Here is a 12622-nt window from a genome sequence, read left to right on the forward strand (position 1 = left end):
CCCCAGTTCGCCCCTTCCCCCCGGTACTCAATGTGACATCTAGTGGCCTTTTCGGGGGTCAATGTCACATCGAGTGGACTCCGGGGGCGGTCGGTCGGGGGCGGCGATAGGTAACCTGGGGGTAGTCGTCAGTATGCGAGACGCTGGCGTGCACGTTGTACACCTCGCGCACCAGGTGTTCGGTGATCACTTCGTGTGGGGTTCCCGATGCCACGATGCTGCCGTTGTTCAGGACGATGATGCGGTTGCAGAACATGGCGGCGAGGTTGAGGTCGTGGAGGGCGATGTAACTGCTCAGGGGTAGTCCTGCGACGAGGGTGAGGATGTCGAGTTGGTGTTGGATGTCGAGGTGGTTGGTCGGCTCGTCGAGCAGTAGTTCGGTGGGTTGTTGAGCGAGGGCCCGTGCGATCTGGGCGCGTTGGCGCTCTCCACCGGAGAGGGTGTGCCAGCGTCGGGTGGCTTTCGACGCCATGGCGGTGTCGGTGAGTGCCTGTTCGATCGCGGCGTCGTCGGCGGCTGTGTCTCCGCCGAGGATGCCGTGGTGTGGGATGCGGCCCAGGCGTACGACGTCGCGGACGGTGATGTCGACGTCGGTGTCGGAGTGTTGGTCGACCATCGCTACGCGGCGGGCGATGCTGCGACGACGTTGGGTGCGCAGGTTCTTTCCGTCGAGCAGCACGTCGCCGCTGTCGGGTGCCACGATACCGGCGAGGATGCGCAGTAGCGACGATTTGCCGGAGCCGTTGGGGCCGATGAGCCCGATGGTCTCGCCCGGTTCCGGTGCGAAGCTGATGTCGTCGAGAATCGGGTTCCCACCGCGGGTCCACTGGATGTTGTTGACGTGCAACGTCATCGGGATCTCCTGAGTCGAAACAGAATGAGCGCGAATGCCGGCACGCCGATGAGTGCGGTCACCACTCCGACGGGTATTTCCTGCGGCGCGAACAGCGTTCGGGCGATGGTGTCGACCCACACCATGAAGATCGCGCCGATGACCACCGTCGTCGGCAGCAGTCGTCGATGCCGTGCGCCGACGAGAAAACGGGCGGCGTGCGGCAGAACGAGACCCACGAACCCGATGGCTCCGGCGGCGCTGACGAGCGAGGCCGTGATCAGTGCGGTGATGACCAACAACAGGATTCGCACCCACTTGACCGGAACACCGAGGGACGCGGCCGCGTCGTGCCCGAATGTGAAGGCGTCGAGGGCCGAGGTGTTGAACAGACACACCACCATTCCGAGCAGCGCAACCGATCCGCACAGCACCACGTCCGTCCAGTCGGCACCGCTCAGCGATCCGAGAAGCCAGAACAGCACGCCGCGTGTCTGTTCGGCGTCGGCCGAGGAAATGACGATGAACGACGTCAAGGCCGAGAACAGCTGCGTCCCCGCGACCCCGGCCAGCACCACGCGGTCGTTTCCGCCGCCTGCGCCTGCGGCCAGCAGCATCACCAGGACGAACGAGAGCAGCGCACCGGCGAATGCCCCTGTGGACAAGGACAAAGCGCCACCGCCGACGCCGAGAACCGCGACGAGGACCGCTCCGGTGGATGCACCGGACGAAATGCCCAGGACGAAGGGATCGGCGAGGGGGTTACGCAGCAGTGATTGCATGATCGCCCCGCACAGCGCGAGACCCGCGCCGCACACGGCGGCCAGCAAGGTCCGGGGCAGGCGCAGCTCCCAGACGATTCCGTCCTGGATGCGACCGACTCCCGAACTCCCGATACCCATGTGCGTCAGTATCACTCGATACACGTCGGGCACCGACACGTTCGCGGGTCCGATGGTGACGGCGACGCCGATCGAGAGCACCAACAACGCCGATCCTGCGAGCAGTAGTGGGACGAGCACCCCGCGATCGGTGCGGCTCATCGCGACGCCATTCCCCAATCCTGCAGGGCGGCCGCAACTTTCTCGACACCGTCGATCGTCCGAATGGACGGGTTCAGATCGGCACCGTTGACGACGATGTACCGCTTGTTCTCGACGGCGGGCATTCGGCTCGTGACCGAATTCGACTCCAGGAAGCCGATTTTGCTGTCCAGGGCGTCCCCGGCGATACTGCGTCGACTCAGATCTGCGAGCACCAGTGCAGTCGGGTTGCGATCGAGCACACTCTCCCAATTGACCTGTGGCCATTCGTCGGTGGTGTCGGCATAGATGTTCTCGGCGCCGACGGAGTCGGTGATGATGCCCGACGATCCGCAGCAACCGGCCATGTACGGCGTATCGGTGTCGGCGAACCAGTAGGCCAACGACACACCTGACGCGTCGACCGAACCGGAGGCCTTCTCGAACCGATCCTGCAGTTCGGCGACCAGGCGCTCGCCACGGTCTCGTACGTCGAAGACCGCCGCGAGATCACGAATCTCCCGATAGACGGTGTCGATCACCAGCGGCTCCGTGCGAGCACCGTCGGAATTGACGCTCTCGTCCGTCTTGCCCTGACAGTCGGTGGGCGAGAGGTAGTTCGGGACGCCGAGTTGCTCGAACCTGCTCCGATCTGCGACTCCCCCGGGTCCGAGGGTGCCGCCGAAGGACGCGGTCACGAAGTCGGGCTCGGTATCCAACACGACCTCGAGCGATGGCTTGTTGTCTGCGAGCCTCGGCACCCTGGCGTTCTCGGATTCGAGGTTCGAGCGGACCGGGTCGGTCCAGGTGGCGGTGCCCACCATCCGGTCTGCGAGGCCGAGCGAGAGCAGTATTTCCGTCGAGCTCTGGTTCAACGACACCGCGCGTTGCGGTGGTGCGTCGACGACGACGTCGCGTCCGCAGTTCTCGATGGTCAGGGGATAGTTCCCGGAGGTGACGGTGGACGCGTCGGGGGTCGACGCGGTCGAACAACCGGAGACCAGAAGGATGGAGACAGCGCCTAGCGCGGCGAGAGAGGTACGCATCGAAGAGCTTCCTGCTTGGGGCTCGTGTCGCGGAGCCGCGGGTGGGGTTCGATCACGACGTCCGAGCATTCGGACTTCGAGCTCTCACCCGTCACCGTTGCGCGCCAGCTCCGGAATTGCACCGGATTCCCTCGTTCGTCGCGTGCTGACCCTATCGCGCGAGAGCGCCGAGAGGTCAGTGCGCCGGCGTCGAGACCGGTACCGACGGATACCAGCTCGGAAAGGCTCTGCGCGCGACCACTACGACGGTGAGTGCCACAGCCACCAGGATCGTCGCCGCAGCGGTCACCGCCCCGATACCCCTGGCGTCGACGACGACGCCTCCCACCAGGGCCCCGGTGGCAATGGCCAGTTGGAAGGCGACGACGTAGATCGCCGACGCCTTGTCGGCGTCGGCAGGGGCGGCCCGAACCACGGCGGACTGGATGCAGACCGGCAGTGTGGTGAATGCCAGACCCCACAACGCGATCGCCCCGACAGCAAGGACGGCCAGGCTGCCCGGTGCTGCGCTGAGGGTGCCCCACAGGATCGCCGTCGCAGCCGCGACGGCACCCAGAGCTGCGATGGTGGAGGGCCGCGGCCAACGGTCGTACGTTCTGCCGATCACCCAGATACCGACGACCCCGAACAAACCGTAGAGCATCAACATCAGCGTCAGAGTGGTTCCGGCCGAACCGATTGCGCGATCGACGATGAGCGAGAAGTACGTGTACGCGGCGAAATGGCCGAGGACGGCCAGGAACGTCACTCCACACAGGATCGCCAGGGTGCCGTCGAGCACCCGCGGTGATTTCTTGTTGCCCGCAGCTGCCCGGGTGACCGGTAGTGCGGGGAGGACGAAGTAGAGCGCCACCGCGATAGCGGCGGCGACGACACCGAGAATCGTTGCAGCAGTGCGCCACCCGAACCACTGACCCATGGCCGCGGTGATCGGATTACCGGCGACCAACGCCAACGAGGTGCCGGCGTACACCGTGGCGATCGCTTTTCCTTGCTTACCGGGAAGTGCGAGTGACGCCGCGACGGGTGCGACCACGGCCCAGAAGACTCCGTGGGTGGCCGCGCACAGCATCCTCGACAGCACCAGCATCGGGTACCCGACGGACACCGCAGAGAGCAGTTGCGAAAAGGCCAGTGCTGCAACGGTGATGACGACGACCCGTCGCCGCGGCCAGTCGCGTACGAACCTGATCAACGGCATGGTCATGACGGCGACGCCGTATGCGTAGAAGGTCAGCAGCAGACCGACTGCGGATTCGCCGACGCCGAGATCGCCGGAGATCTCCGGAAGCAGGCCCACGGGCAACGTTTCGGCCGTGACATAGATGAAGGCGGCTGCACCGAGGACCAGCAGCTTGGGGAGGGGCGACGACATGGTGTGTATCGTTACACAGATCGTCGACGCACGCTAAGGTGGCCCCGTGAACAATCGGGTGACGATGGCCGACGTCGCGGCGTCCGCGGGAGTCTCCACCATGAGCGTCTCGTACACCTACAACCAACCCGACCGCGTCTCGCCTGCCACCCGAGACCGCGTCCACGCTGCGGCGGCGGCCCTCGGATACGCAGGTCCCAACCGTGCGGCACGCTCGCTCCGCAGCGGAAAGCACAACAGCATCGGCGTCGTCCTGGGTGAAAAACTCACCTACGCCTTCGAGGATCCCCAGGCCCGACGGTTCCTCTCGGGCATCGCCGACGCGTGTCTCGACGCCGACACCGCGCTGGTGATGTTGCCGAACCTGCACCGCGACAGCGATATTGCGAGAATTCGCGACGCGCAGGTCGACGGCTACGTCGTCTGGACCACCGGCGTCGACGACCCCGTCCTCGACGTGCTCGTCGGCACCGGTCGACCCACCTGCGTCCAGGGCGGGCCCCAGCATCCGGGATTGAACTCCATCGGAATCGACGACCGCGCTGCAGCCGACGCGATCGCCACCATTGCTCTGCGCAATCGACGTCGGCCCGCGATCGTTGCGCTACGACCCGATTCGCGACGCGAATCGACGGTGGTGCACGGCGCCGACGCGTCGGGCATCTCGATGCCGGTGACCCGCGCACGACTCGAGGGCTACCGCGATGCGTGCGTGCGTCGAGGAATCGAGTGGTCGACGGTGCCGACGCTGTTCACCACCCACAATTCGCGCGAAGAGGGCGCACGGGCAGCGCGACTGTTGTTGCGCGACAACGTCGTCGATGTGATATTCGCGATGAGCGACGAACTCGCCTTCGGCGCACTCGACGCGGCGACGGGTGCCGGTATCGACATTCCCGGCCACGTCGCGCTGACCGGATGGGACGACTCCTCTGCAGCGGCGGCGGCCCACTTGACCACCGTCGCGCAATCGTTGTTCGACCAGGGCCGAGCGGCGGCCCGATGGGTGCTCGGTCTCAGCGACGTCGTCAACGCGGCGGTGTGGAACATCGAGACGCGAGGGTCGACGGGCACGCTGCGTGAGGGCCAGTAAAAAGGGCGCACTCCCCGTTTATAGGCGTTAAGCAAACTCTTCGGCTAGTATCGCCGGTGGCCGTCCGGCTACGAGGGGGCACTGTGAGTCGAGAACACGACACGCCGCTCCGCCGTGCCGACCCCAACCCGACGCTCGACGCCCTCACCGGGCTTGCGAACCGGGACGAGATTCTGGCCACCATCACTGCCGCGCTGGTCGACCTAGGCCCTGACCAGCACTTCAGCGTCCTCCTCGTCGACATCGACGGCTTCCGTGAATTCAACGACGCGCTCGGACCGGCCCAGGGCGACGAGCTGCTGTGCATGGTCGCCGACCGACTCACCGCATCGACCCGACCCGGCGACACCATCGGCCGACTCACCGGGGACGAATTCGTCATCGTCGCCTACGGCTGCCATTCCCTGGCAGCCCGAGCAATGGCCGCGGGATTCGCCAGCATCTTCGAGCCCCCCTTCGAGCTCGGCGGCCGTCAACTCACCCTTACCGCCAGCGTCGGTGTCGCGTCCACCACCGGCAGCACCGATCGCGCCACCCAGCTGGTGCACAACGCCACCGCCGCGATGCACGCCGCCAAAGCCACCGGCCGCAACCGGCATCACATCTTCACCGACGAGCTGCACCACACCAACCGCACTCGGCTCGAGCTCCTCGAACGACTGCGCGGAGTCGCCATGACCGCGCGCGAGCTCACCATGGTCTACCAACCCATCGTCGAACTCGCGACCGGAGCCGTGGTCGGAGCCGAAGCCCTCGTTCGCTGGAACCACCCCGAGCTCGGACTCCTGATGCCCGACGCCTTCATCCCCCTCGCCGAAGACAACGACCTGATAATCCCCCTGAGCATGTGGATTCTCACCGACGTCGCGGCAACCATCGCCGACTGGCAATCCCGCGCGATCATGCTCCAGGTCGGTGTCAACGTCAGCCCCGCACACTTCGCCGCAGGAACCCTGGCCACCGACGTCATCGACATCGTCGACACCCACGGCATCGAACGCGGTCGACTCGCACTCGAACTCGCCGAATCGCAGACGCTGCACGACCTCGACGCCGTGCACTACCAACTCCGCGACGTCCAACGCCACGGCGTCCTCATCGCCATCGACGACTTCGGCTCCGGCTTCTCCTCCCTCGAACGACTCGCCACCCTCCCCGTCGACATCCTCAAAATCGACAGATCCCTCACCCAACACCTCGACAGCACCAACCTCCACCGACGCCGCGCCATGACCACCCTCTGCACCGCCCTCGTCGACGTCACCACCACCCTCGGCAAAGACACCGTCATCGAAGGCATCGAGACCACCGAACAACTCCGAATCTGCACCGACATGGGCGTAACCTTCGGCCAAGGACACCTCCTCGGACGACCCATGCCCGTCGCCGAACTGGAGCAATACATCACCCGACACAGCAGCCACAGCGAATCCGCATGAGGAACCGAACGTGAAGATAGACAACGAAATTCAACGCTTCACCGACGCACCCCGGGCCCAACTCTCCACCATCAACCCCAACGGCACCCCACACCTGGTCCCCATCGTCTACGCCGTCGCACCCACCGGCGACCGCATCTACACAGCCATCGACTGGAAACCCAAAACCACCCAGAAACTGCAGCGACTCGACAACATTCGCGCCGACCCCGCCGTCAGCCTCATCGTCGACCACTACTCCGACGACTGGTCCCAACTCTGGTGGATCCGCGCCGACGGCAACGCCCGCATCGTCGACGCGGGCAGCGCCGAAGGCACAGTCGGTACCGACACCCTCGTCGCGAAATACAGCCAATACAAGAACAACCGACCCGAGGGCCCGGTCATCGTCATCGACAAACTGTCCTGGAGATCGTGGTCCGCTTCCTGATCGTTTTACTTCCTCTCCCCCAAGCATCGCCCACCCCACCGCCAGACCTCTACCGCCTGACCACTCCCGGCTGACCACTCCCGTCTGACACCACTACCGTCTGACCACTCAATGTGACATCCGGTGGCCCTTTCGACCGTCAATGGCACATCGAGTGGACTGCACGTGGGTCGGAGGGCACCGAAAACCAGTGGAATTGGCACTAGCAGGGAGTCAGACTGTCGCAATGCTCAGCAAACCTCCCGTTCGGATTGTCACCGACCGTCTCGTGGTTCGACGCGAGACGGCAGACGATGCTGTCGTCATTGCCGAAACGATCGAGCGAAATCGGGTCCGCCTGCTGCCGTGGCTCGGTTGGGCCACCGAGGACGCTGCCGACAGGTCGGCGCAGATCGTCCGCATCGCGGAAAGCCGGAAGCTGTGGGACGCCGACGAAATGTACGACTACGGCATTTTCGGTCGATCCACCAGCGCATTCCTGGGGAAGATTGCATTGCACCGACGAGTCGGACCGGGTGGGATCGAAATCGGGTACTGGCTCGACAGTGCAGCCGAGGGTGACGGCATCATCTCGGAAGCCACCGCGACCCTCACGCAAGAGGCATTGAAACTCGCCGACGTCGATCGCGTCGAAATTCATTGTGATGCAGCCAATTCGAGGAGTCGAGCCGTTCCGCGGCGGCTGGGTTTCGTCCTCGACAGGATCGAGCCGCGAGCTTTGGCCGCTGCGGCCGAAACCGGAGACCACATGATTTGGGTGTATCAGCCCGATCGGCGGTAGGACGGGTCGACGGTGACGTGGGGGCGCGGACGCGCGAGCGCCTGTCGGTACCGGGACCGCAGGTCGGAGAGAACACGTTCCGGATCGTCGCGAATATCGCTCGGCAGGTGAGTCACGACAATGATGCCGGCGTTCTGAGCGCGCTCCCGTCGTTCCACGGTGGCGCGGTGCGCCGCGGGTGACAGGTGATATTCGAGCGAGTCGATCTCCCAGTCGAGGGCGACGTCGTCGAGCCAATTGTCGGCCACCAGTAGCAACCTGCCCGACTCGTCGCGTACCGCGACATTGTGAGTCATCGGGGGAAGACCGCTGCGTGCGTACAACTTCTGCGCGTGTGCTTCGGCAACGGAGTGCGCGCCGGCGGCCAGTTCGCGAAGTACTCGACGAGGCATCGCGGTTCCACGCGTGGTGCCGGCGTCCAGTTCCTTCATGATCGCCTCGATCGTTGCGGCACCCCGCTGAACGACACTGGCAACGAGCGCCATGCACTGCTCGGCGTTCTTCATGCGGCGAATTGCGTCGCACAAACACCGAACAACCGGCGCGACGGGAAGACCCGACTTACTTTCCGCCGTTGGCATCCGCCACGTACGTTCCACCGCGGCGAAGCTCACGGACCTGCGGTGCTGCGCCTCGGGAATGAGCACGAACGTCTCCTCGAACGAGCCGGATGTACCGAGACCATGCAACGCCAGCCCGGCCCGACCACTGATGACGCCATCACGACCGCAGTAGATGGACGCGGCAACCGCCCGCTCCAAGGGCGTCAGCGAACGGTTCTTCAAGAACACCAGGCCAGGTAGCGCCCGTGACCAGATACCGTCCGGCAGCGTGCGCCGAACAATCGTCTTCGACGCGACGCCGAGTTCGAGAAGATGAGCAGTCCGCACCAGCCCGCGATCCGATGCGGCCGCAATTACCCTCGCATCGACCCGTGCGCCGCCCCTCTTCATACAGACGATCCTGCACGCTCGGCCGGACACCGATCGCACCCGACGTCGCACTATCAACAGCCCTGTGGATAACCGAATACCTGTGGACAAACGCATACAGGAGGGGTCGCCCACACTCTGACTCGAGCACGGCCAGGCGCGCTCTCGTGACCGGCCGCGAGTCCACTCGATGTGCCATTGACTGCCGGAAAGGCCACCAAATGTCACATTGAGTGGACGGCGGGGCGGCAACAGGCAAACCACCCACCTCAGCGGGGATACCGTCTATCTTGCAACTCGTGCGTTCTTATTTCGGGAGTGAGACATGACGGCGACAGCAGTTCCCTCGGATCGGTCGGGTACCACGGCACCACGGTCGTTTTCGCCGCCGCAGCGCGGTCGGTTGAGTGAGGTTCCGCATATCGCGGGGCTGGTGCTCGGTGTGTTCGCGGCGGCGTTGTTTCTGTGGAGTCTGTCGCCCACTTTGCGGTATCTGGTTCATGCGCCGCGGGAGTATGTCGACACGTATTACTTCGATGCTCCGGATACGAGTTTGTCGTGGGCTCTCGTTGTCGGGTTGTTGGCGGCGGCGTTGGCGAGTCGGAAGCGTATTGCGTGGTGGTTGCTGACGATCTATTTGGTGTTGTTGGCGATCACGAATGTCGCGGAGGGCATCGAGGACAAGAACGTCAGTTCGTGGATTGCGTTGGCGGTTCATGTCGTAGTGACAGGTCTGCTGATCGCGTCGCGCAAGGAGTTCTACACGCGGGTTCGGCGTGGTGCGGTGTGGAAGGCGCTCGGGGTGCTCGTGCTGGGAGCTGCCGTCGGGACGATTGTCGGGTGGGCGTTGGTGGCGTTGTTCCCGGGTTCGTTGCCGGAGGGTCAAACGTTCCTGTGGGCGTTCAACAGGGTGACGGCGTTGGCGACGGTGGACAACGAGCAGTTCGACGGTAGGCCGAACGGTTTCGTCAATACGGCGTTGGGACTGTTCGGAGCGCTGGCGTTGCTCGGTGCCGTGGTCACGTTGTTCCGGTCGCAACGGTCGAGCAATGCGTTGACCGGGCGTGACGAGTCGGCTCTGCGCGGCCTGCTCGACAAGTGGGGTGCCGACGATTCCCTCGGTTACTTCGCGACCCGCCGCGACAAGGGCGTCATCTTCGCCACCAGCGGCAAGGCGGCGGTGACGTATCGCGTCGAGGTCGGGGTGTGTCTGGCCAGTGGTGACCCGATCGGCAACCCCGAGGCGTGGCCACATGCGATATCCGAGTGGCTCGACCTGGCCGAGAAGTACGGCTGGACCCCAGCTGTCATGGGGGCCAGCGAGATCGGGGCCACGGCCTACAAGCGGGCCGGCCTGAGTGTTCTCGAACTCGGCGACGAAGCAATCCTGAAAACCAAAGATTTCAACCTCAATGGACGCGAGATGCGTCCCGTGCGTCAGGCCGTCAACCGGGCTCGTAAAGCGGGTGTCGTGGTCACCGTGCGTCGTCATCGCGATATTTCGGCCGAGGAGATGGACGAGATCATTGCGTGCGCGGATGCGTGGCGCGATACCGAGACCGAGCGTGGTTTCTCGATGGCGCTGGGCCGGTTGGGCGATCCGCTCGACGGCGATTGTCTTCTGGTGCAGGCGGTTCAGGGCGAGAAGATAGTCGGTGTTCTGTCGCTGGTGCCGTGGGGTCGTACCGGCGCGTCGCTGGACCTGATGCGCCGCGATCCGGCGTCGCCGAACGGTGTCATCGAGTTGATGGTGACCGAACTTGCCACCGGCGCAGATCATTTCGGTGTCAGCAAGATTTCGCTGAACTTCGCGGTGTTCCGTGCTGCATTCGAGGAGGGCAGTCGGATCGGGGCCGGTCCGGTCCTGCGAATCTGGCGCAGCGTATTGGTGTTCTTCTCGCGCTGGTGGCAGCTCGAGGCGCTGTATCGCTCGAATGTGAAGTACTTGCCGGAATGGGAGCCGCGCTACCTGTGCTTCGCCGACAATCGGGTGCTGCCGAAGGTCGGTGTCGCGTCGGCCATCGCCGAAGGCTTCTTGACTCTGCCGACTTTTCGGCGCGCCTCGAAGCACACCGGGTCCCACGTCGCGGTGCCCGCAGCGTTGGTCGACGCCGAGGACATTCATCCCGACGGCAGCGGACCCGAGACTCCTGCAGACGACACCGTGCCCGGCCGCAAACGTCCCGACCAGGTACGCGTGCGCATGGCCAAACTCGATCGTCTCGAAAGTGACGGCATCGAGGGCTATCCCTTCGCCTATCCCCCGACGCACACCGTCGGTGAAGCGGCGGCATCGCCCCAGGGCACGACCGTCCGAATCGCGGGTCGAATACTGCGCATTCGCGACTACGGCGGCGTGTCGTTCGCCGTCATCCGGGACTGGTCGGCCGATATTCAGGTGCTGTTCGACCGCGAACGCGTCGGCGACAGAATCGAGGAATTCGATGCCGACTTCGACCTGGGTGACCTCATCGAAGTCAGTGGCACCATCGGATACAGCAGGCGTGGTGAGCTGTCGCTGCTCGCCACCGAGTGGCGAATGAACGCCAAATGCCTGCACCCTCTGCCCGACAAGTACCGCGGTCTGACCGATCCGGAAGCGCGAGTACGGCAGCGGTACGTGGACCTGGCGATCAACCGCGATGCGCGCGCGCTGATGATCGCACGCTCGAATGTGGTGAAGTCGCTTCGTGATTCACTGAGCGACCGCGGCTACATGGAGGTCGAGACACCGATCCTGCAGCAGGTACACGGCGGTGCGAACGCTGCCCCGTTCGTCACCCACATCAACGCCTACAACCTGGATCTTTATCTGCGCATCGCGCCGGAGCTCTATCTCAAGCGGCTGTGCGTCGGCGGCATGGAAAAGGTCTTCGAGATCGGGCGAGTGTTCCGCAACGAGGGAGCGGACTTCAAGCACAATCCGGAGTTCACGATCCTCGAGGCGTACGAGGCACACAGTGACTACGAGCGCGCAATGGTGTTGTGCCGCGAACTGATTCAGCGTGCAGCCGTGGCAGCGCACGGCCGCGAAATCATTCTGCGTCCCGACGGCCCGGACGGCGAGATGATCGAGATCGACATCTCCGGAGAATGGCCCGTCAAGACACTGCACGGTGCCGTCGCCGAAAAATTGGGTGTTCCCGTCGAGCCGTCGACGCCCCTGGACGAGCTGCAGCGGCTGTGCGACGAGAACGCCATCCCCTACGAGAAGTCGTGGGACGCGGGTGCCGTCGCCCAGGGCATGTACGAGCACCTGGTGGAGGACTACACCGAATTCCCCACCTTCTACAAGGACTTCCCGACGTCGATGTCGCCGTTGACGAGACCGCATCGGAGCATCCCCGGCGTCGCCGAAAAGTGGGACCTGGTGGCGTGGGGGGTCGAACTGGGCACGGCCTACAGCGAGCTGACCGATCCCGTCGATCAACGTCGACGCCTCACCGAGCAGTCGTTGCTGGCTGCGGGTGGCGACGAAGAAGCGATGAGCTTGGACGAGGACTTCCTGCAGGCGCTCGAGCACGGGATGCCCCCGACCGGCGGCCTCGGCATGGGCGTCGACCGCGTCGTCATGCTCATCACCGGCGGCAGCATTCGCGAGACACTCGCGTTTCCGCTGGCCAAACCGCGTCAATGACGGTCCTCCCGAGGCGATCCTTCGCGCGAAAGTTG

The 12622-nt window shown here is 64.6% G+C and carries 10 protein-coding genes and 1 riboswitch; of the genes, 5 read left to right on the forward strand and 5 right to left on the reverse strand.

The features are described from left to right. Positions 1–64: 64 nt before the first annotated feature. From CH278_RS09125 to CH278_RS09140, 4 genes are all read right to left on the reverse strand, one after another. On the reverse strand, positions 65–853 hold the full coding sequence (locus CH278_RS09125; RefSeq protein ID WP_032389467.1) for an ABC transporter ATP-binding protein: 789 nt from the start codon (positions 851–853) through the stop codon (positions 65–67). Then, a complete protein-coding gene (locus CH278_RS09130; protein ID WP_032373568.1) occupies positions 850–1875 on the reverse strand; it encodes a FecCD family ABC transporter permease in 1026 nt (341 codons plus the stop codon). The genes CH278_RS09125 and CH278_RS09130 overlap by 4 nt, the downstream gene beginning before the upstream one ends. Then, positions 1872–2900 carry an ABC transporter substrate-binding protein gene (locus CH278_RS09135; protein WP_032400908.1) on the reverse strand — a complete coding sequence of 343 codons (1029 nt, stop codon included), beginning with the start codon at positions 2898–2900 and terminating at the stop codon, positions 1872–1874. The genes CH278_RS09130 and CH278_RS09135 overlap by 4 nt, the downstream gene beginning before the upstream one ends. Continuing rightward, positions 2888–3084, reverse strand: a riboswitch (cobalamin riboswitch). (Overlaps the previous gene by 13 nt.) Next, positions 3076–4275, reverse strand: a complete 1200-nt coding sequence (locus CH278_RS09140; RefSeq protein WP_094621742.1) for an MFS transporter — start codon at positions 4273–4275, stop codon at positions 3076–3078. It overlaps the preceding riboswitch by 9 nt. A 46-nt stretch (positions 4276–4321) precedes the next feature. On the opposite strand from CH278_RS09140, the gene CH278_RS09145 reads away from it, so the two are divergent. The 4 genes from CH278_RS09145 to CH278_RS09160 all read left to right on the forward strand — a co-directional run bounded on the left by CH278_RS09145 (position 4322) and on the right by CH278_RS09160 (position 8018). After that, the gene (locus tag CH278_RS09145) at positions 4322–5368 is read left to right on the forward strand and encodes a substrate-binding domain-containing protein (RefSeq protein WP_256991930.1); all 1047 of its coding nucleotides are present in this window, start codon (positions 4322–4324) and stop codon (positions 5366–5368) included. 83 nt (positions 5369–5451) lie between these two features. Then, positions 5452–6807 carry a putative bifunctional diguanylate cyclase/phosphodiesterase gene (locus tag CH278_RS09150; RefSeq protein ID WP_052060782.1) on the forward strand — a complete coding sequence of 452 codons (1356 nt, stop codon included), beginning with the start codon at positions 5452–5454 and terminating at the stop codon, positions 6805–6807. 10 nt (positions 6808–6817) lie between these two features. Beyond that, positions 6818–7237, forward strand: coding sequence for a TIGR03668 family PPOX class F420-dependent oxidoreductase (locus CH278_RS09155; RefSeq protein WP_032373384.1), 420 nt, complete (start codon positions 6818–6820; stop codon positions 7235–7237). 226 nt (positions 7238–7463) lie between these two features. After that, complete coding sequence (locus CH278_RS09160) at positions 7464–8018, forward strand: GNAT family N-acetyltransferase (RefSeq protein ID WP_032407765.1); 555 nt, start codon at positions 7464–7466, stop codon at positions 8016–8018. Here CH278_RS09160 and CH278_RS09165 read toward each other — a convergent pair. After that, positions 8000–8971: a hypothetical protein gene (locus CH278_RS09165; protein WP_032367600.1), complete on the reverse strand. Its 972-nt coding sequence runs from the start codon at positions 8969–8971 to the stop codon at positions 8000–8002. The two genes, CH278_RS09160 and CH278_RS09165, sit on opposite strands and share 19 nt — an antisense overlap. A gap of 304 nt (positions 8972–9275) precedes the next feature. Here CH278_RS09165 and lysX point away from each other — a divergent pair, with 304 nt between their 5' ends. Further along, the gene (gene lysX / locus CH278_RS09170) at positions 9276–12587 is read left to right on the forward strand and encodes a bifunctional lysylphosphatidylglycerol synthetase/lysine--tRNA ligase LysX (protein WP_094621743.1); all 3312 of its coding nucleotides are present in this window, start codon (positions 9276–9278) and stop codon (positions 12585–12587) included. Positions 12588–12622 lie beyond the last annotated feature (35 nt).

It is taken from the genome of Rhodococcus sp. 05-2254-5, assembly GCF_002258575.1.
In the GTDB taxonomy this organism is placed as follows: Bacteria; Actinomycetota; Actinomycetes; order Mycobacteriales; family Mycobacteriaceae; genus Rhodococcoides; species Rhodococcoides fascians.